Origin of the sequence: Lebetimonas sp. JS085, assembly GCF_000523295.1 — a bacterium.
Taxonomy (GTDB): Bacteria; Campylobacterota; Campylobacteria; order Campylobacterales; family Nautiliaceae; genus Lebetimonas.
Genome location: NZ_ATHR01000001.1, coordinates 564,472 through 584,871 on the forward strand (window position 1 = coordinate 564,472; position 20,400 = coordinate 584,871).

Here is a 20,400-nt window from a genome sequence, read left to right on the forward strand (position 1 = left end):
TTTACATTAAAATAAATTTTTTGCGTCCCTACAAATCCCTTTCCAGAGTTTTGAATTTTTAACTTTTAAGCATTTATCAATATATTTTTTATCTTTTGTAAGATTTGCCAGCATAAAATATGCCCTTGCCCTGTCTTCTCCGCTTATTCTGTTTAAAAGACTTTTTAAAACTTTAACAGCCTCTTTTTTATTTTGTGAATACTGGGCGTATGTAAATTCCACAAAAGGGGAATATGGGTACGCCCTAAATTTATCCTGCAAATCAATAATTTTTTTTGAATATGTAGCCGCTAAAAGATTATCACTGTTTTTTAGTGCCCGGTTTACTATTTTTATAAATGCGTCTGTATTTCTTATGTCTTTTGTTTTATCCAGCTCTTTTGCAAGTTTTAATGCTTCATTATATCTTTTAAGCTTCCATAATGCAAAGAATTTTTTAAGTTTATATTCATAACATCCTTTTTTCATTACACTGCATAAATCATCAACAGCTAAAACTAAATTTTTATAATCCCTGAGACCTTCAAGTGCCGTTATTTTTCTTTTCATCCATTTAATAAAAATTTTATCATCTGGTGAGTCTAAATATTTATTGCAAACCACAGACGCTATATCGTAAGTTTTGGTTTCAATTGCGCATTTATAAACATTTTCGTCATATTTTTTATCTAAAACAATCTTTTCAGCTTTAATTAAATTAATAGCTTTAAAACATTTTTTATTTTTAAGCAGATAAATGATATATTTCTTATAAAATTTATTTAAAAACTCTTTTTTGTTTTTAAAAATTTTATCCGGAATTTCTTTAATTTTATTTTCAAGTTTTAAAATTTCATCATATTTTTTGAGCTTATAAAGAATCATTACTTTTTTATATAATGCTTTATATGCTATGTCTCCTTTATATTTTTTAAGAATTTCATCAATTATTTGCAGCTGTTTTGTCAGATTTTTTTCCGGAACCTGAAAAATAACTTTATCCCTCAACGCACTCATTGCATCAGAATAATCCCCGTACGGAAATTCATTTAAATATCTTTCTATCCAGTAAAGCGCTTTTTTATAATTACCAAGTTCATAATACCAGTTTGCCAAATTGTATTCAAGAGGTTCATACAAATCATCCAATTTTTTAAGTTTTTTTATTAAATCTTCTCCTATGTTGACGGCAAGTTTATACGCATTGTGGCCTGCAAGCAGTTTTGCAAGTTCATAGGCTTTTTGAGTGTCTTTTAAAAGATAATTTTTATTTGCTTTGTATATTTTTTCATAATATTTAATTGCCTTTTTTATATCCCCCTTGTCCATATATCTTTGGGCAAGCCTTGAGGCGGCAAGAGAAGCTGTTTCAATATCATTGGTTGAATATAGTGCTTTTTCATAAAATTTAAAGGCTTTTTTATCATCACCCATCATATATAACTGGTCGGCTAAATAAATCATAGCCTTATACGCTTCTTTCGTGTTCGGATATTCATTTATTATTCTTTGAAAAAGATAACCTGCATCGCTCATAAAACCGATTTTAGAATAATTTTTTGCCATTAACAGTAAAACTTTCGGAAGATTGTCGTCAAATGCAAATCTTTTAATCCATTCCTTACCAAAGCTGATAACGTCACTCGCATCATTTTGAGCATCTAAAATTTTAAGTTTTAAAAATAAAATATCCGGTAAAAAAACCGAGTTTGGATAAGTTTTAACAAAACTGTCAATTTCCACCATTACATCTCTGTGATGTTTATAAGCGCTTAAAATTTCAAAATATTTTAAAACATCCCCGCTCTCTTCATTAATTGGATTGCCGTTTTCATCTATCGCCCCTATAAAGGGTTTAGGAGAATCTGTAAAATAAAATTTCAACCCGTTAATTTTTGGCTCATATAATTTTTTATCACTTGCTATTACAACCCATTTTTTTGTTTTTTGCATTTTAAAAGGATTTATTAAAGCATTCTTATACAAATGTTCATTAAAATTTTTTAACTGATAAAATCCTTTTATTTTAATTATTAAAAGAAATTTTTTATTTTGAAATTTTGGAGTAATATTAAAAAAAACAGAATTTGTTTTAAATACTGGAGTTGAAGGGATATCGTTAAATTCACAAATTATTTTTTTAACATTTTTTTTGCAGACAAACGGTTTATCGTTATATAAAGTCAGTATTTCATATTTTTGTTTATTTTTAAAATAATCAATGTTAATTTCCAAAGAAAACAAATAAATAAAAGAAAATAAAAAAAGAAAAAATTTCAATATATTTCCTTAAAATGGAATTACATTGAAATTGTAGCATTAAATACGCCTGAAGCAAAAATCCCAAAATAAATTGTACCGGCCAACAGTATTAACTGACCTATCAAGCTGCCAGGTGTTATCGACAATTTAACATTATTTACAGGTTTGTCAAAATAGATATGTTTAACAATCCATGCATAATAAGCAACCGCCAAAGCGGAATTAAGAACAGCTATCAACACTATAGGCCAAAGACCGGCGTCAACTCCGGAATAAAATGCGACAGCTTTACTCATAAAGCCTGCCAAAAGAGGAATTCCCGCAAGCGAAAACAGCTGGACAGTAAATAAAAATGCATGAACAGGGGCTTTTATACCCAAACCTTTTATATCCTCAAGGAATTTAACCCCGCCTTCTCTTCTTAAATCATTTAAAATCAAAAATACGCTTGTCTGCATAAAAATATATGCAATTGCATAATAAAGCACTCCTGCGTATGAATAAACGCTTGCCGCTGCGGCAAAAGGAATAAGGGCATAACCGCTGTGCGCGATGGAAGAATAAGCCAATATTTTTGAAATTCTTTTTTGCCACAAAGCCATAAAATTGGCAAGCGTCATAGTAATAATCGCAAAAAAACTAAAAATCAATACTGTCGCCAACGGATAAGCAATCATAAATTTATAAAATGCCTTAAAAATAGCTATTAACATTACACTTTTAATAACACCGCTTAGTATAGCAGCGGCTGCATGATTAACCTGGGAATATGTATCGGCAGCCCACGCATGCATCGGTACAATTGTAAGTTTGTAAAACACACCTGCAAGCATTATAGCTACGGCAATTAATGTAAATTTACCGTTTACACTCATTTCGGAATATGTAAAACTCTCTGTTGTAAAAGAGAAAAACGCAAATCCCAGCAAAATAATACCACTTGCTACTGCACCTGCTATAAATGCTTTAACCGCACCTTCCGCATTGTAAAAATTTCTTATATTTGCAACTAAAATATAAGAAACTATCGCAATAGACTCAAACAAAACAATAAATACAAAAAAATTATCTGTTTCGAGTATTGCGAGTGAAAGACCTGCTATAAAAAGCATTTGGGCTATTAGCGGCCTTTCAAATCCTGTAAGTGAAAGAGACACGGCCGCAAGTGTCGCAAGTAAAACATATTCAATCAATTTTGTGGCACCGTCGCTAACGAACAATGGAAAAACACTGCTTAAACTTTGATTTGTATAAACAAAATAAGCAGATGCTATAAATGCCAAAACTGCAATAAGTTTAGCAATAAATATATTGCTTTTATAAAACACTGGTACCAATAATCCCGCTGCAATTAATATTATAAAACTCATTACATACCTCCAAGAAAGCCGAATGCTTGATTTGCCAAATCAAAAATAGGCTGTGGATTTATTCCAAAATAAACAATTAAAACAGCAAAAACTCCCAAAGCAAATTTTTCTGCTATGCTCATTGAAAAATCAGATTTTATTACCGTTTCTGATGCTTCGCCGTGAATCGAACGTCTTACAGCCCAAATTATGTAACCGGCACTTATCAAACTTCCCAAAGCAATTATTGCTATCCACCAGCCATAGGCTTTAATAACGGAAACTATAATTGTAAGTTCGCCTACAAATCCCATAGTACCAGGCAGTCCCAAAGCTGCCATACCGGCTAAAATAAATATTGCGGAAGCATATGGCGCATATTTCATAATACCTCCCATTTCATCCATATACCAAGTATGTGTTTTATGATGCAACCATCCCGCAATCAAAAACAGAGGTGAAATAACCAATGCATGCCCTATCATTTCATATAAAGCCGCACTAAGCCCGTCATATGTCATAGTAGAAACAGCAACCACAACAAGACCCATATGTGATATTGAAGAATAAGCAACCATTCTTTTAATATGTCTTTCAAATATGGCTAAACTTCCTGCAAAAAGTGTTGTTGTAAGCCCTATAATTACCATCCAAATAGCAAACTCTTTTGTAGTTTCAGGCATAAGTTCAACTGTAAACCTGATAAGTCCGTAAGCTCCCATTTTAAGTAAAACACCTGCCAATAATACAGAAATTGAACTAGGTGCCTCTACATGTGCGACAGGAAGCCAAGTATGAAGCGGAAAAACGGGCAGTTTTGCTGCAAATCCCAAAAACATCAGCCACCATATAAGTGCAGGAGTGGTAAGTGCCGCTTCTTTGATTAATGTTAAATCCCAGTATCCTGTCTGTTTAAATAAAAGAAAAAATCCCACAAACATAAACATTGCAAAAACGTGTGTAAAGAGGAAAAATTTTATTGCAGCATATATTCTTTTTTCTCCTCCCCAAATTCCTACAAGAAAATACATCGGAACCAAAGTCAATTCCCAGAAAATAAAAAACCATAATACATTAGTGGTCATAAAAACACCGAAAATAGGACCACTGAACATAATGAGCAGACTAAAATATGCCGCTTGGTTTTTTTCTTCCCAGGACGTAAATACAACAAGAATCAATAAAGCTGATGTTAAAAGCAGCATTGCAATACTTAAAGCATCAACCCTAAGTGTCAAATCAAACCCAAACTGAGGAACGTTTAAATAATTTCCGAGCTCCAAAAATCCAACCTGAGGCAAATCTTTATACCAGCTAAACGCAATAAAAAATTCCACAATAAACCAGCCGAGTGCTATATATTTTGTATATTGTGGAGTTGATTTTGTCAAATAATAGACTAATACCGATAAAAATATCGGCGCAAAAATAATATCTACCGCTACCATCACAGACCCTTTACAATTATTAAGATTGCCAATACAATAATTGCAACACCGATAACCATTTGTCCCATATATGTTCCTATTTTACCAGTATGCCCTCTTCTGAAGATTTTATAAATTCTATAACTTGTAGGGACGCTCCCGTCAACAATATAATCGACAACATAAGTGTCAAACCACCTCGCAGATGCTGCAAGGGCATTTACTATTATATTTTTGCTAACCCAGGTAATCATGGCCTCCACATAATAACCGTTGAATAGAATTTGATGAATTGTCTGCACAAAATGGTGGGACCCTATTTTATAAAGTAAGTTCAGTCCTTTTACATAAAGCCCCACAACAATTAAGAAAATAACAAACATAGTTGTAAGCATAAATATACCAAGCCAGGCTATATGCTCTTCTACACCTACTTCTCCTGTAATATAATGTACTATATTACTTTGCCAAATAGCAATAATAAGTGTTATAAAAGCCAATATTCCAAGAGGTAGTCTAATCCACAAATTACTTGGTTTATGTACGCTTCCCGCTATATCTTCATTTCTAGGTTCTCCTAAGAAAACCAAAATCCAAAGTCTTGTAATATAAGCGATTGAAAGAAGCGCCGCTATTGTTACAAAAATTTTAGTAAATTCATTTCCGTGAAGCCAGGCTGCCGTTACAACCATTTCTTTTGAAAAAAATCCGCTAAACGGAGGAACCCCCGCCAAAGAAAGTGAGCCCATGGCCATAAACAGGGCTATATAAGGAGCTTTTTTTACTAATCCCCCCAGTTTCCATGCATCTTTTGTGTGATGGGAAATATATATAATAGCACCTGCACTTAAGAACAATAACGCTTTAAAAATAGCATGATTTACCAAATGCATCATTCCAGCAGCCAAACTTCCAACTCCAAGGCCTACAAAAGCAATTGAAAGATGTGACATTGTTGAATAAGCGAGTATTTTTTTAATCTCTTTTTGTACAAGAGCAGAAGTTGAGCCTATAAATGCCGAAAGAGCGGCAACATTTGCCACAACATATAACGCATCTGTATAAGCATAAAAATCAAAGAGTCTTGCTACAATATAAATACCACTGTTAACCATAGTTGCACCATGGATAAGAGCTGAAACTGTAGTTGGACCTTCCATTGCATTCATTAGCCAAGGATATAATGGAAACTGACCAGATTTACCAATTGCACCCATAAAAATAAAAAGAGCTGCAACCAGCGCAACTGTTTTATTAATCTCTCCTGCATCTGCTAAATGATTTAGCTCTACTAAATTAACTGTTCCTACATAATAATAAAGTAGTCCAATTGCTGCTAAAATAAACACATCTCCTAATCTTGTATATAAAAATGCTTGCATACCTGCATTAGCAGCAGATTTTTTATAATACCAGAAACTGATTAAAGCATAACTTGCAAGACCCATAAATTCCCAGCCGACAAACGCGCCTATCAAATCTTTTGTAATTACAAGCAATATCATCCCGCCTATAAAAAACAATACTTTTGCGTAATATCTCGGTTGGTCCGGATCACTTCCCATATAATCATGTGCAAAATGAATATCAGCAAACCCAAGACCGGTCGCTATCAAAAGCATTACAATGGAAAGATGGTCTATATAAATTCCAAAAGGCAAATTAATTTCACCATAATGAATCCATGTATAATCAATATTTATAGGAGAGCCTGAATGTGTTAAAAATATAACAATACTTGCCAAAAACAATATTGCACCTGTAACTTCTGCTACCCAAAAAGCCAGAGGCTGTTTTAGTTTACCTAAAACATACGCCAATACTGCACCAATAAACGGAGCGTATAATAAAATGTTTACTGCATTATTCATCTCTCACCGCCTTATCCAGGTTATCAGGTATTATTTCGCCTGTCATCCTTGAACTTAATATAAATATCAAAATACCTGCTGCCGCTTCAAGTGTGGCAATAACTATAATTACATAAGCTACGGCCAAACCTCTTGTAAATCCAAAATGATACGCCGCACTTGCCAAAAGCAGAATTACCGCATTTAAAAGCATTTCAAGAGAAAAAAATATTTTTAAAAAATCACTTTTACTTGTAACACCGTATAATCCAACGCCAAAAAGCATAAGCGCAAAAAAAGCGTCAATATAAAAACTAACCATTTTTATTCCTTTTCATGTTTTAGAGTGTGCAGCATTCTAATACTTCCATATAATATACTTGCTCCCACTACACCTGTAAAAATCGCTATTTCAGCATAAAAATCGGTAAACACCTTTACCTGTTCTTCAAGAGGTATAGGCTTGCCGGCATTTGGAATTTCAGGCATTAAAAACGGAATTATCACCAACCCTATCAAAACAAACGTAACAACCGCAACAGCCCACGGCCTAATTTTAAATTCAGGAAATTTAGCACCTATAACCGTCACACCGAATAGTGTTAAAACAACAATCCCCCCGGTATATACAAATATTTGGAAAAGTCCTAAAAGTTTTTCACCCATTCCTATATAATATATACCGAGTAAAAACATCATCGTAACAAATGACATCACAGCACCCACGGTATTTTTTTGTGTTAGGCTCATAACAGCAAGAACTAATGCCAAAAATAAAATCAGTATACTCATTTTTCTTCTCCTTTTGGAGCTTCAGACTCTTGTTTTTTAGCTTCAGCTTCTGCTTTTTTCTTTGCTTCAGCTTCTGCTTTCTTTTTAGCCAGCATCTCAGCTTTTTTTCTTGCTTTTTCCTCTTCTTCTTTTTTCTTCTTTTCAATCCACTCTTCCGGCACGTCAACCCTTACCCAGAAATTTTCAAGAGTGTCGTGTGTTCCATCATGCGTAATCATTTCTATATCCCCGCCTGAAAGTTTAATGGCTTTTTCAGGTTTAGTAGGGCACACATCTTCACATAAACCGCAAAAAATACAAATAGCTAAATTTACTTCCGGTACTTTATTCGGTCTTTTAATAGGAAGCGGCTTCATTTTAATAGCGTCCACAGGACATATTTTATTACATGCATCGCATCCGGTACATATATCATATCTTACATTATGTTTTCCCCTGAAAACGGAAGATTTATGTGCCGGCTCTTTTACCACATCTTTAATGGCCTCTCTCGGCTCGGTTATTGCTTTTAAAACCCTTAATACTCTTTCACTAATCTGGAATAACATTTTAAGCTCCTAATATATAAATTCTTGCAAATGTAACCCAAACCAAATTGAGTATAGCCATAGGCGTGAGCCAGCTCCAGGTAAATTTCAACATCTGATCAAGCCTGAGCCTTGGATTTGACGCTCTTATTGCAACAACCATAATGGCAATTAAAACTATTTTAATAAACAGCCACCAAAAACTCTCAAACCCCAATCCTCTGTATCCGCCGAAAAAAAGCACCACCGCACTGGCACTTACAACAAGTATTTCGGTAAATTCCGCAAATTTAAGCAAAACATAATTTGTTCCGGAATATTCAGTATAAAACCCGTAAACAATTTCTTGTTCGGCATCCGGAATATTAAAAGGAGGCTGTTCAAGAATTCCAAGCATAGCTATTATATAAATAATTGCACCCGGCAGTAAAATCAATGTAGTAAGCCATGTATTACTTTCCATAATTTCATATAAATTCATAGTTCCAAAAAGAACTGCCGGTGAGAGTGAAGCAAGAAAAAACGGCGATTCCATTGACAACATTTGTGAAAGTATTCGCATCCCTCCAAGAAGAGAATATTTGTTATTACTTCCAAAACCTGTAAGGAACAGTAAAAACGGTTCAACCCCTATTAATACAACAAGTCCCAAAACTCCGTAATTTGTATCTATAATCCCATGCCCGTTATTAACCAAAGGACTCCATGGAATTAAAAACACGGGAAGTGCAGCCACCAAAGGGGCAATTATGGGAATAATATTAAAAAGATACGGATCAGCACTTTTAGGAGTCACATTTTCTTTTACCAAAAGTTTAAACACATCATATACCGTTTGTAAGCTGCCGGCAGGCCCGTTAAAATGAGGGCCCACTCTTTTATGAACATAAGCCAGAGCTTTTCTTGAAAAATAAAAAATAAAAAAAGTCCAGCCTAATAAAAATATAAGTCCAGGAAACACAAAAATATAAAAAAGTATTTCACCTATTCCCATTTTATCTCCTTATCTGTCTAAATCGCCCTGACATATATGCATACTTCCGTAAAGCAGCGGAATGTCAGATAATGTTTTTCCTCTTAAGAGCTTATCAAGTACCATTGTATGGTTTACACTCGGAGCTTTAAGTTTAAGCCTGTAAGGGCTGGTTGCTTTTTCACCTGTTACTAAATGCATAAGCATTTCGCCCCTCGCCCATTCAACCCTTGCTACAGCCTCACCTTTTGGAAGTCTTTTTGGGATTCTTACCAAATGATCTTTCATTGGGTCCATTTCTCCCGCTTCAATACCGGCTTCAATTTTTTTCATTGCCTGTTTTATTAAATCAATAGCCTGGTTTATTTCTTTATAGATTATAAAAAGCCTGTCTCTTGCATCTCCGTTTTCACAGGTTACATAATCTATTTCAAGCTCCCCGTAACCCGCATAAGGTTCATCTATTCTTACATCTGTTTTATATCCGCTCGCTCTGGCTATAGGACCTGCTAAATAAAACTCTTCCACATCGTTAAGAGTAAATACTCCAAGATTTTTTGCCCGTGTGGTCATAAGCGGATTTTTCATAAAAATATCTTCGATATCAGGTTTAACACTTTCCCATTTTTTAATTGCTTTTTCTATTTCCCCAAACCATGTTTTATAATCACTTAAAGGAAACCTCACTCCCCCCGGTTCAACACTTGCGGTTGCGATTCTTGCACCGCTGTAATCTTCCAATACATCCAGGAAAAATTCCCTGATATCCAGTGTCCACATTAAAAATGTCTGAAGGCCCATAGTTCCGAAAAATCCGCCCATTGAAATCAAATGGCTTGCAATTCTTCCGGTTTCACCTAAAATTACCCTCATATATTTTGCAAAAGGGGTTATTTCTTTTCCGGCAATCTCTTCTACCGCCTGGGAATAACAAATCATAGGATTGGGATTGTCCATAAAGCAGATTCTCTCAACCGCCGTAATAGCCCCTATAAAATCTTTTCTCTCAGCTAAATTTTCAAGTGCCCTCCATACATATCCTATGTCTGGGTCTATTTTTTCAATAATTTCCCCGTTTGTGGTAACTTTTAATCTGATTGGCCCGCTTGCAGGATGCGTAGGCCCCCAGTTTAATATTGTATGAGCGCTCTCATGCCCTATTTTTTGCTCATTTTCATCGAAATCGTCAAAAAAATCTTTTGTAATGGTATTAATATTTTCTATTAAATTTTTTTCATGGGAAACCCAGTCAAAATCTTTTCTGAAAGGAAATTTTCCGTAAAAATCCTGGGAAATTAAAAAATATCTGAGATTCGGATGATTTTTAAATTTTACTCCAAAAGTCGAATATGCTTCAAGTTCGTGCCAATCAGCACTTGGAAAAAGAGGAGTTATTGAATCAATCTCACATTTTTCAAGCTCTCTTGGTAAATCAACTTTAAGCCATACATTTCTTTTATTTTTTAAATCTTCCAGAAAATAATTCATTTCAATTTTATCTTCATCAATAAAATCGGTAGGTGAAACGGTTGAGCAGGTTTTAACCCCCTCTTCTTTAAGGGCTTTTACTACATTTAATAAATCATCTTTATTTTTAAGTTTTGCTTTCACCCATGTTTTTTTATAATCTTCAATATATTCGTTTTCATAATTTTTTAAAATATCTTTAAGTTTCTCCATTGCCATCCCTTAAAATTTCATTTGTTTCCAGAGACCGCCCTGACTTGACGCACTCGGCTCGCCTCTTTTTATTTTTTCTTTAAGCTCTTCAAGCCCGGCGATAATGGCTTCCGGTTTTGGAGGACAACCCGCCACAAACACATCTGCAGGCAGAATTTCGGTCATATTTTTAATTACCGATGGAGAATCATTATAAGGACCCCCGTCAAACGCACATGCACCGATTGCCACAACATATCTGGGTTCCGGCATCTGCTCATATGTTCTAAGAAGAGCAGGAAGAATTTTTTTACTTACAAGCCCTGTAATAAAAATAATATCGGCCTGTCTCGGAGTTGGCGTCATTATATATCCGTATCTTTCCCAGTCATATCTCGGCCCCATGGATGCCAACATTTCAAGAGAGCAGCAGCCGCTGCAAAAATGAACTATCCAGGGTGAACGGCTTCTAGCATAATTAAAAAAATCAAGCACTTTTAGCATTTCTATACTCCTTCATACTGATAGTAATAGCCGCGAACAGCAATACACCAAATATCATCGCCCAGTTTAAGGCATTTTTATTATCTGCAAAAACAAACAAAGAAAAGAAAAGCCCAGCCATGTCAAAAACAATAAATGCAATAGCAAAAATAAAATAATTGAAATTGGCTTTGTTTGGAACTTCGCTGCTTGGCGGAAGCCCGCATTCAAAATGATCGTTTTTAATTTCACCCGGATTATAAGGTGCTACGATTATACCCAACAGATACAATAAAACCACTCCTGTAATCAGACCTGCGGCTATTGCCAAAATCAAACCCATTTTATCTCCTTTTTAATTTCAGTATAACAAAATTATAAAATATTTTCTCTCAGTTTAATAATTATAAGAAAAATTTATGAAAAAACAAATCTTTACAAAAATTTTACAGGTTTTCTGTTACATTAAGTAATAAATATATATTCACTAATTTAAAAAACCTATCTCTTTTTCACTGTCAAACGCATTTATTTTTTCTTTTCCAATCTCTTCTATAAAATCTTGAGTTTTAAACACAGAATTTTTTCTCATAGCAACTTTTAGGGCGGTATTTTTTATTATAACCTCAATTTGAGCGCCGGTTAGTTCAAATGATGAGAGTTTTTTAATATCAAAATTTTCTTCGTATTTAGCATTTTTAGGAAGCTTAAGCTCCCATAATTTCAATCTTTCTTTGAAAGACGGTTTTTTAAATTCTATTTTTATATCAAATCTTCTTGAAAATGCTTTATCGAATGATTCAAGCAGATTGGTTGTGGCAATTAGAATCCCGTCAAATTTTTCGATTCTTTCTAAAAATATATTTTGCATCTGATTGTGCATTTTATCGGCACTGCTGAAGGTTGCGGTTGTTCTTGTACTCAAAAACTGATCAGCCTCGTTTAATAAAAGCACAGGTTTTGTTTTGAGCTTTTCCGCAACCATATTATATTCGTCAAAAAGTTTCCTTACATTTTTTTCACTCTCACCCACATACATGGAAAGTATTTTAGAGCAGTCAAGGCTTAGAAGAGGCTTATTAAGCTCTTTTGCCAAAGCCAAAGCCGTAACTGTTTTGCCGGTTCCCGGATGTCCGTAAAAAATTATTTTAGCCTCTATGCCGTTTGAGCTTTTTATTCCCCATTTTTTTAATTTATTTATTACTTTTTTATCTATCTGTTTTAACAAAGTATTCAGACTCTCTTTTGTATTCTCATCCAAAACAATATCTTTTAATGAATATTCGGGCTCAATAAAATCAAAAAGCGTTTCTTTTACAATATGTTCAATTTTATGTTTTGTTCTTGGATGTATCAAATCTTTGAGTATTTCATCATTTATAAAAAATATTTTTGTAAAACCGCCGAAAGCACCTATCAGTTCGTCATAATCCACAATTTCCTCGCTTACAAGCTTTGAATTCTCATCCAGCAAACTTCTGTTTTTTATTCTTTCTATCTCATCACTGCTGACAAGATTTAATAAATAATTCATTTCCCTTGCATTTTCATTCGAATTGGTGTACTCTTCTTTTAAAAGAGCCAAAAATATTATTTCCTCTTTTTCATTTAATTCATACTCTTTTATAAAATTAATTACCGGCAGGTCAATTTTTGTTTTTTTAACTTTTTCTTTAATTGTATTTTCAATAAGTTTTAATTTGCTTTGAAGCCTTTTTATACTTGAGCTTGTTTTGGAAAAAGAATTTTTTATATTTGCAAGCTGTTCGTATATTTCTATTCTTAAAAATTCGTCGTGCAAAAATTCCAGATGGTCACTGTAAGGTTTATTTTCAGGCACCACAAGTTCGAGTGAGCCCTGCTCTATTAACCTTAAAAAAGCGATGGAAAGAGAAATACTAGAATTAAAAAGCTCCAGATTGGTCATATCGTTTATTTTAAACTGTCCCACTGAGCTTATTACAATCCATCCCTCCTCTATCAGATTTTTTATTACGTATATATTTTCAAGGGCTTTGAATTTGTCTTTTCCGAATATCGAAAATAAAATTTCCTTTACGCTGACATCCTCTTTTGAATCCAGATAAAATTCAAGCATTATTTTTAATATTTCGGTTTCTTCTTTTTTTAAATTTAAAACTTTGTAAACAGTGCTGTTTTGGGGATTTTTTAAAAAAGATATTATATTATTTACCAAACCCTCTCCTTAATTTTATTATAATTATATCAAAAAGGCGCTAAATGCAGTTTTTATATTATCCCGACCCTCAAAACAGGATTATTTTAACAGGTGAAAGCCATAAATACCTTTTTAAGGTAAGAAGAAAAAACAGAAACGAACCTGTAAAAATCAGGAATTTAAAAGACGATTGTTTATATATTTATAAAATAGACGAAATAAACAAAAAAGAGGCTTTTTTGTCTCTTATTGAAAAAAAATATTTTCCAAACAGACCAAAAACATTTTTTCATATCGCATGGTGTGTAATTGAGCCTAAAAACATGGAAAAAATAATTCCTTCGTTAAATGAAATAGGAGTGAGCAAAATAAGCTTTATATACTGCGATTTTTCCCAGAGAAATTTTAAATTAAAACTTGAGCGAATTGAAAAAATTCTTATAAATTCCTGCCAGCAGTGCGGAAGAAGTGACAAAATGCAAATAGAAATTTTAAATTCAAGTAAAGATTTTTTTGAAAAATACCCTAATTTCAGCGCACTTGATTTTAACGGAAAAGAAATAGAATTTAACAAAAACATAACCATGCCGATTTTAATAGGGCCCGAAGGCGGATTCAGCGAAAAAGAAAAAGAAAAATTCAGAGAAATTTACAAACTTCAAAGTTTTATATTAAGAAGCGAAAGCGCAGCGTGCGGCATATGTGCTAAAATATTACTTTAAATGAAAAAATTATTTAATAACTTTTAATATATTCTCAGCTAATTTCAGGGCTTTTGTTCTGTGGGATATTTTTTGTTTTATTTTTTCATCCAGTTCACCCAATGTATTATCAAACCCTTTTGGAATAAACATAGGGTCGTATCCAAAACCTTTATCACCCTTTGCTTCATCTATAACATCACCATGCATAAAACCATGCGTAGTAAAAATTCCATAAGGTGAAGCTATTGCAATTGCTGCTGTATAAAAAGCCGGGGTTTTTTTTATATTTCTTTTTTTAAGTTCGCTTATCAGCTTTTTTAAATTGTCTTTGTCACTTGCTTCACTTCCGGCAAACCTTGCGGAATAAATTCCGGGAATTCCACCGAGGGCGGGAACGCTTATTCCGCTGTCATCTGCCATTACTAAAAATTCCGGAAGTTTTTCAGCAACGGCTTTTACTTTTATAATCGCATTTTCTTTAAAACTTTTTCCGTTTTCCTCTATTTCAAATGCCTGAATTAAATCCGTATAGGGGATTATTTCAAAATCTTTTAAAATTTCTTTTATTTCCCTGACTTTACCTTTATTTGAAGAAGCCAAAACTATTTTCATAAAATTTCCTTATTTTTAACTTTTTTTCTATCAAATCATTTTCTTTTTTTTATTTTCAAGTTTTTCTACAAAAACAGCGCCTGAATAAAATTATATCAAAGGTTTAGGAGCGGAAAAATAATACCCCTGGGAATAATCGACACCCAGTTTTTTAATAAATTCAAAAATTTCTCTGTTTTCAACATATTCCGCCACAGTCACCATATTCCCTTTTTTGGCAAATTCCACCATTGTCTGGACTATCATTTGTGATTTCTTATCTTTAAGAATATTTTTTATCAGACTGCCGTCTATTTTCAATCCGTCAATCTGAAATTTAAACAGATAACTGAAATTGGAATATCCGCTTCCAAAATCGTCTATAAAAATTTTAACCCCGTAATTTTTCAGTTTTTGCAAATAACTTAATATATAAGAATCCGATGCAATGTCTTCATTTTCCAGAAGCTCAATCGTTATCCTTTCGGGTTCGGGAAAATTTTTTATCAATTTATATATTTTTTCTTTTATATTATCATCTTCAAAATCCTCCAAAGAGAGATTCAGTGAAACTTCTTCTTTTCTTTCTTTAAATAAATTAAGAGTTTTTTCAAAAACAATCAGTGTTAAATTTTTATAAATATTAACACTTTTCGCCACATCCAAAAATTCCCCCGGTGAATATACTTTTCCGTTTTCATCAATCATTCTTATCAGTGATTCATATTTTACAATTTTTTGTGTCTTATTATCTACTATGGGCTGAAAATAAGGAATTATTCTGTCTTCTCTCATAGCTTTTTCCAAAATATTTAAAGTTTTCTGATTTTTTTCAAAACTCTGGGCCAAATCTTTTATTTCGCAGTAACAGAGACATTTTACTTTTTTTCTTTTTGCATATTCCACTGCAATATCAGCTACAGTAAAAACATCTTTTTCTTTTTTTGAACCGATTCCCGCCCTGAAAAAAAGATTAATTTCGTTTTTATTTACAATATACGGTTTTTCCAACTCTTTAATAATTTTTTTAATATATAAACAGTTTTCAAAACATTCGTATTCATCCAGTAATACGGCAAACTCGTCTATATTTATATGATAAATTTTATTATTAATAAGTTTTTTTAATCTTTTTGCGACTTCCTGAATAATTAAATTGCCCATTTCCTGGGAAAAATAATCGTTTACTTTCCTGAATTTATTAATATTAAGTATAGCCAATGCATTTTTATCTGTTTTTTTCATATCTTCCATTAATTTTATTCTGTTTGGCAAATTGGTAACAGGGCTGAAATAATATCTCTTAATCATTTCGTTTTTATAATATTTAATAGAATTTACGGCTTTATTTATAGATACTTTTAATTTTTGAAATTCAATAAAAGACATTGTGATATTTAATTTTTCATAAATACCTTTTGAAACTTTTTCATCAAAGAATTTCAAAAACAGGGTTATATCCCTTTTTAAATTATTTGTAAATTTATAAAATCCGCACAGCGTGGCAATTAAAGCCAGAAACAGCAAAAAGAAAGAAATTAAAAATGTTAAATTAAATTTCATAAAAGATCTTTTAAAAGGCGCTTTTGCCTCTATATATCCAACAACGTCGCCTTTTTTGAATCCTCTTATTTTATTTGAGCTTTTAATCCCTCCACAGCTGAAAATTTTATGTTTTTCATAACCGTGGCATTTCAGGCATTCATTTTTCATAACAATAGGTTTATAATAAGTAATATAATTTGAATTAATCTTATATATCTCTTTTTTATTTTTAATTTTTTTAAAAAAACCGTTATTTTTTAGCTCAGGATTCTTAAATAAAGAAAACAGTTTAAAATCTATATTTGTATTTTTTTTATATATTTTTATAATGGATGAAAAAGGAGTGTAAGTATCTTTCATTTCCGAATATTTAACACTGAATATGGCTTTGGTGCACAACCTTACTTTGTTTACTTCTTCATATATAAAAAAATTTAATAATATAAAATAGAGTATTACAAGTATCATTGTTGCAGTAAACAAAGAAAGTGCGATAATTTTAAGCATCTTAGATAAAATTGAGCCCATATTCACTCTTTTTTGAAAAATTATATCATAATTTTTCGTTATGTAAAGAAAAAAAGAGTTAAATCTCTTTTAATCCGTATACTATATGTTTTTCTTTTTTATGTTTTGAAATTAAATATCTCCAGTAAAGAATAGGCACAACAATAACCGAAAGCGCAGTTGAGGCGAAAACACCGAAAATAAGGGCTACGGCAAGACCCTGCCATACCGGATCGAGCACAATGACAAATGAAGCCAAAATAATAGCAAGGGCAGTTAAAACAATAGGTCTGAATCTTGTGGCCGCCGCTTCAATAACGGCCTCGTTTATACTTCTGCCCTGTTTAATTAAATCGTTTGTAAAATCTATAAGTAATAGCGAATTTCTGACAACAATACCGGCCAGTGCGATAAAGCCGATCATACTTGTTGCCGTAAAATATGTTTTTGAATGGAAAAACGCCAGAGTTATCCAGTTCATTATTGCATGTCCCGGAAGTACTCCTATAAATGTAAGAGGCACTGCCGCAAGTACGATTCTTGGGACTCTAAAGTTTTTATAATAAGCAACCATCAAAAGATAAATAAGAATTACCGCAACTCCAAACGCGCTTCCGAGGTCTCTGAACACATCAAATGTAAGCTCCCATTCCCCGCCCCAGATTAAATCATAACTTTTACCTGTTTTTAAATCAGTGGCTTTTAAATTAAGTCTCGGATTACCGTCATAAGTAATTTTATATCCGGGAACACCTTTGTCTTTAAGATTAAAGAAAATATCGAGTAGTGCATAAATACTTCCTCTTTTATCCATTTCGCCGGTAACCATTACCATAGGGCGCAAATCTTTACTCGTAATCATTCCGTCATATTTAACAGGTTCAATTTTTACGACTTCTTTTAAAGGTACCAATCTGTGTGTAGTCATAGACATTAATTTAATTTTATCAAGGCTTTCCAGATTTTTTCTGTATTTTTTCTCAAACCTCACAAAAATACCAACCTGTTCTTTTTCACTTGGAATATGGGCAACACTGATTACAGCTCCCTTTAATCCCATACCGAGTATTTTTGCAATCTGCTCTACACTGATTCCAAAAAGCGCCGCTTTTTGCTTATCAGGAACAATTTTATATTTTACAATCTGTCTGTCTCTCATAATATCAATATCCACAACCCTGTCGGTATGTTTATATAAACTTTCTATATAATTTGCCAATTTCAGTCTGCCCTCTTCATCTCCCCCGAATACCTGCATAAGAAGCGTGGCCATTACAGGAGGTCCAGGAGGTTCCTGAACAAGTTTTATATTTGCATTGTCAAAACCGCACTGGTTCTGAATAACAGGTCTTAATCTGCTCACCATATCGATAGAACTCTCTTTTCTTCCATCTTCTTTAGGAAACAGATTAACCCTTATTTCTCCGTAATTTTCACCCTGTTTCATAGAACTTCCCCTAAGAAGACCGTTAAAATCAACCACTCCGCTGATTCCTATAAACTGTTCAAAATCTTTTATTTCTTTTTGTTTACTTAAAATATTTGCCACACAGTTGCTGACTTTTGTGGTTGTATCAATACTGCTTCCTTTTGGAAGGTCAATTGTGATATTAAACGTATTTTTATTTGCTCCCGGAAGCATTTTAAAAAGAACTATTTTATACACAGGCAAAATAAGTGAACCTGCAAACAGTAATAAAACAACACTAAAAAACACTATCCTTTTAGGGGTTGAATTTAAAAGAGGATTCAATATAGAATGAAAAACCCTGAATGTTTTTGTTTTTCTAATATCAAAAGGCTCGTGTTTTTCCTTATGCTCAGGTAAAAATTTAACAGCAGCCCAGGGGGTAAACATATACGCAATTACAAGCGACGCTATCATAGCAATTGGCACATTAAACGGAATCGGTCCCATATAAGGGCCCATCATTCCTGTAACAAAAAACATAGGCAAAAATGCCAAAATAATGGCAAGTGTAGCCACATTTGTAGGATTACCGATTTCATTTGTGGCATAAACAGCGGCGTAATCTCTCGGCTTATCACCTATTGAAAAATGCCTGTGTATATTTTCTATAACCACTATGGCGCTGTCAACCAAAAGTCCCAAAGCCAGAATAAGGGCAAACAGGGTGATTCTGTTTATACTCTGGCCTGCAAGCATTCCTATAAACAGTGTAATTGATAGAATAAGAGGGACGGTAAACACAACGATTAACGCTTCCCTAAATCCCAATACCAAAATTAATAAAAAGAAAATTACAACAAGGGAAACTATCAAATGGTTAAGCAGTTCGTTAACCGCATGATTTGCCTTATGCCCGTCATTTCTTGTTATATAAACATGGACATCTTTTGGCAGTGTTTTTTGAAGTTCCTTTGCCTTGGCTATTACATCCCTTGCAACAAAAACGGCGTTGGTACCTCTTTTTTTACCAACAAAAACAGTTACCTGGTTCTGTTTTATACCAACTGGAAATTTATTTTCGCTTTTTCCTATAAGGGGATCTTCATAAAAAGACTTTCCGGCTTCATAAAAAGTTTTATGTTTGTGTTGAAAATCAACACCGTCTTTAACTTTTGCAATATCTTTTATATAAATAGGCCTTCCCATATAATCCGCAACAACCAGATTTTTAACATCTTTAACTGAATTGATAAATCCGTCAAATTCCAAAGGAATAGAATATTTTTTATTATCCATTCCGCCTAAAGGATAATCAACATTTGCAGCTTTAAGAGCCATGACAATCTGAGCGAGAGATAAATGATAAGCGGCAAGTTTCTCTGGGTCTATTAAAATATTAAACTGCCTTTTATGTCCCCCTTTTATTCCGATGACACTTACATTTTTCACTTCTGCAAGAGGACTAAGCAATCTTTGGGCGATTCTGTAAAGCTGGGCGTCATTATATTTTTTACTTGAAATGGCCAAAGTTACAATCGGCACTTCGTCAATATCAACAGGTTTAATCAAAGGTGTCCATACGCCTTTTGGAAGTTTATCCATATTTTGCATAACCCTGTCATAGAGCTTGCTTAGACTTCTTACCTTATCCTGTCCTATTTTAAACCTTACAGTCACAACTCCGGCACTGTTCATAGCCATACCGTAAACATGCTTGACGCCTGTCATGGCTTTTAAAATTCTTTCAAGCGGCTCAACTATTACATTTTGAACTTCTTTAGAGCTGGCTCCAGGATAAACCACTATAACATTGGCAGCTGGCACGTCAATTTGTGGATTTTCTTCTCTTGGAGTTAGAAGAATGGCAATCAATCCCATTAAAATAAGAGCTAATGCAATTACAGGGGTTAAAGGGTTTTTTAAAAAAGTTCTGGCAAGTTTTCCCGCTATATTTAGTTTTAATTCTTCTTCGAGATGAGTTAATTCCTCTTCTTTTTGAGAAACTTCTTTTTCTCTTTGAATTACTTTATTTTCAAGAGCTTTTATTTCATTCTCAAGCTTTTGTATTTCACTTATGTCACATGATTGTGACTTTAATTCATTTAATTCTTTTCGTTTTTCTTTTAATTTAGCTTTTATTGCTTTTAATTTTTCCATTCCCG

16 protein-coding genes are annotated in these 20,400 nt (G+C 33.2%); 1 reads left to right on the forward strand and 15 read right to left on the reverse strand.

Annotated features, from left to right (window positions below):
• Window positions 1–6: 6 nt before the first annotated feature.
• From DZ68_RS0103200 to DZ68_RS0103255, 12 genes are all read right to left on the reverse strand, one after another.
• Window positions 7–2,259, reverse strand: coding sequence for a hypothetical protein (locus tag DZ68_RS0103200; RefSeq protein ID WP_024787214.1), 2,253 nt, complete (start codon window positions 2,257–2,259; stop codon window positions 7–9).
• Window positions 2,260–2,279: 20 nt separating this feature from the next.
• Window positions 2,280–3,611, reverse strand: coding sequence for an NADH-quinone oxidoreductase subunit N (locus tag DZ68_RS0103205; RefSeq protein ID WP_024787215.1), 1,332 nt, complete (start codon window positions 3,609–3,611; stop codon window positions 2,280–2,282).
• Window positions 3,611–5,038: a NuoM family protein gene (locus tag DZ68_RS0103210; RefSeq protein WP_024787216.1), complete on the reverse strand. Its 1,428-nt coding sequence runs from the start codon at window positions 5,036–5,038 to the stop codon at window positions 3,611–3,613. The genes DZ68_RS0103205 and DZ68_RS0103210 overlap by 1 nt, the downstream gene beginning before the upstream one ends.
• Window positions 5,038–6,888, reverse strand: a complete 1,851-nt coding sequence (locus DZ68_RS0103215; protein WP_024787217.1) for an NADH-quinone oxidoreductase subunit L — start codon at window positions 6,886–6,888, stop codon at window positions 5,038–5,040. The genes DZ68_RS0103210 and DZ68_RS0103215 overlap by 1 nt, the downstream gene beginning before the upstream one ends.
• On the reverse strand, window positions 6,881–7,189 hold the full coding sequence (locus tag DZ68_RS0103220; RefSeq protein WP_024787218.1) for an NADH-quinone oxidoreductase subunit K: 309 nt from the start codon (window positions 7,187–7,189) through the stop codon (window positions 6,881–6,883). Before DZ68_RS0103220 ends, DZ68_RS0103215 begins: the two co-directional genes overlap by 8 nt.
• 2 nt (window positions 7,190–7,191) lie before the next feature.
• Window positions 7,192–7,659, reverse strand: a complete 468-nt coding sequence (locus DZ68_RS0103225) for an NADH-quinone oxidoreductase subunit J (protein WP_024787219.1) — start codon at window positions 7,657–7,659, stop codon at window positions 7,192–7,194.
• Window positions 7,656–8,207 (reverse strand): 4Fe-4S binding protein, encoded by a 552-nt coding sequence (locus tag DZ68_RS11215; RefSeq protein ID WP_024790715.1) that lies wholly within the window; start codon window positions 8,205–8,207, stop codon window positions 7,656–7,658. Before DZ68_RS11215 ends, DZ68_RS0103225 begins: the two co-directional genes overlap by 4 nt.
• A 1-nt stretch (window position 8,208) precedes the next feature.
• Window positions 8,209–9,180, reverse strand: coding sequence for a complex I subunit 1 family protein (locus DZ68_RS0103235; protein WP_024787220.1), 972 nt, complete (start codon window positions 9,178–9,180; stop codon window positions 8,209–8,211).
• A gap of 9 nt (window positions 9,181–9,189) precedes the next feature.
• Window positions 9,190–10,839 carry an NADH-quinone oxidoreductase subunit C gene (locus tag DZ68_RS0103240; RefSeq protein ID WP_024790716.1) on the reverse strand — a complete coding sequence of 550 codons (1,650 nt, stop codon included), beginning with the start codon at window positions 10,837–10,839 and terminating at the stop codon, window positions 9,190–9,192.
• 9 nt (window positions 10,840–10,848) lie between these two features.
• The gene (locus tag DZ68_RS0103245) at window positions 10,849–11,322 is read right to left on the reverse strand and encodes an NADH-quinone oxidoreductase subunit B (RefSeq protein WP_024787222.1); all 474 of its coding nucleotides are present in this window, start codon (window positions 11,320–11,322) and stop codon (window positions 10,849–10,851) included.
• Window positions 11,306–11,644 (reverse strand): NADH-quinone oxidoreductase subunit A, encoded by a 339-nt coding sequence (locus DZ68_RS0103250; RefSeq protein WP_024787223.1) that lies wholly within the window; start codon window positions 11,642–11,644, stop codon window positions 11,306–11,308. Before DZ68_RS0103250 ends, DZ68_RS0103245 begins: the two co-directional genes overlap by 17 nt.
• Before the next feature lie 144 nt (window positions 11,645–11,788).
• Entirely contained in the window at window positions 11,789–13,498 is a 1,710-nt protein-coding gene (locus DZ68_RS0103255) for an ATP-binding protein (RefSeq protein WP_024787224.1), read from the reverse strand.
• A gap of 44 nt (window positions 13,499–13,542) precedes the next feature.
• Here DZ68_RS0103255 and DZ68_RS0103260 point away from each other — a divergent pair, with 44 nt between their 5' ends.
• Window positions 13,543–14,202, forward strand: a complete 660-nt coding sequence (locus DZ68_RS0103260) for a 16S rRNA (uracil(1498)-N(3))-methyltransferase (RefSeq protein WP_024787225.1) — start codon at window positions 13,543–13,545, stop codon at window positions 14,200–14,202.
• A gap of 9 nt (window positions 14,203–14,211) precedes the next feature.
• Here the strand turns inward: DZ68_RS0103260 and rdgB are convergent, their stop codons facing one another.
• The 3 genes from rdgB to DZ68_RS0103275 all read right to left on the reverse strand — a co-directional run bounded on the left by rdgB (window position 14,212) and on the right by DZ68_RS0103275 (window position 20,395).
• Window positions 14,212–14,796 carry an RdgB/HAM1 family non-canonical purine NTP pyrophosphatase gene (rdgB, locus tag DZ68_RS0103265; RefSeq protein ID WP_024787226.1) on the reverse strand — a complete coding sequence of 195 codons (585 nt, stop codon included), beginning with the start codon at window positions 14,794–14,796 and terminating at the stop codon, window positions 14,212–14,214.
• Window positions 14,797–14,886: 90 nt separating this feature from the next.
• A complete protein-coding gene (locus DZ68_RS10425) occupies window positions 14,887–16,848 on the reverse strand; it encodes an EAL domain-containing protein (RefSeq protein ID WP_024790717.1) in 1,962 nt (653 codons plus the stop codon).
• A gap of 58 nt (window positions 16,849–16,906) precedes the next feature.
• Window positions 16,907–20,395: an efflux RND transporter permease subunit gene (locus DZ68_RS0103275; RefSeq protein ID WP_024790718.1), complete on the reverse strand. Its 3,489-nt coding sequence runs from the start codon at window positions 20,393–20,395 to the stop codon at window positions 16,907–16,909.
• Window positions 20,396–20,400: the final 5 nt, after the last annotated feature.

What these genes read in the sequence shown, in the direction of transcription:
- DZ68_RS0103205 (WP_024787215.1), bottom strand. Translation starts at nt 3,611, where the DNA reads ATGAGTTTTATAATATTAATTGCAGCGGGATTATTGGTACCAGTGTTT.
- DZ68_RS0103210 (WP_024787216.1), bottom strand. Translation starts at nt 5,038, where the DNA reads ATGGTAGCGGTAGATATTATTTTTGCGCCGATATTTTTATCGGTATTA.
- DZ68_RS0103215 (WP_024787217.1), bottom strand. Translation starts at nt 6,888, where the DNA reads ATGAATAATGCAGTAAACATTTTATTATACGCTCCGTTTATTGGTGCA.
- DZ68_RS0103220 (WP_024787218.1), bottom strand. Translation starts at nt 7,189, where the DNA reads ATGGTTAGTTTTTATATTGACGCTTTTTTTGCGCTTATGCTTTTTGGC.
- DZ68_RS0103225 (WP_024787219.1), bottom strand. Translation starts at nt 7,659, where the DNA reads ATGAGTATACTGATTTTATTTTTGGCATTAGTTCTTGCTGTTATGAGC.
- DZ68_RS11215 (WP_024790715.1), bottom strand. Translation starts at nt 8,207, where the DNA reads ATGTTATTCCAGATTAGTGAAAGAGTATTAAGGGTTTTAAAAGCAATA.
- DZ68_RS0103235 (WP_024787220.1), bottom strand. Translation starts at nt 9,180, where the DNA reads ATGGGAATAGGTGAAATACTTTTTTATATTTTTGTGTTTCCTGGACTT.
- DZ68_RS0103240 (WP_024790716.1), bottom strand. Translation starts at nt 10,839, where the DNA reads ATGGAGAAACTTAAAGATATTTTAAAAAATTATGAAAACGAATATATT.
- DZ68_RS0103245 (WP_024787222.1), bottom strand. Translation starts at nt 11,322, where the DNA reads ATGCTAAAAGTGCTTGATTTTTTTAATTATGCTAGAAGCCGTTCACCC.
- DZ68_RS0103250 (WP_024787223.1), bottom strand. Translation starts at nt 11,644, where the DNA reads ATGGGTTTGATTTTGGCAATAGCCGCAGGTCTGATTACAGGAGTGGTT.
- DZ68_RS0103260 (WP_024787225.1), top strand. Translation starts at nt 13,543, where the DNA reads ATGCAGTTTTTATATTATCCCGACCCTCAAAACAGGATTATTTTAACA.
- rdgB (WP_024787226.1), bottom strand. Translation starts at nt 14,796, where the DNA reads ATGAAAATAGTTTTGGCTTCTTCAAATAAAGGTAAAGTCAGGGAAATA.
- DZ68_RS10425 (WP_024790717.1), bottom strand. Translation starts at nt 16,848, where the DNA reads ATGGGCTCAATTTTATCTAAGATGCTTAAAATTATCGCACTTTCTTTG.
- DZ68_RS0103275 (WP_024790718.1), bottom strand. Translation starts at nt 20,395, where the DNA reads ATGGAAAAATTAAAAGCAATAAAAGCTAAATTAAAAGAAAAACGAAAA.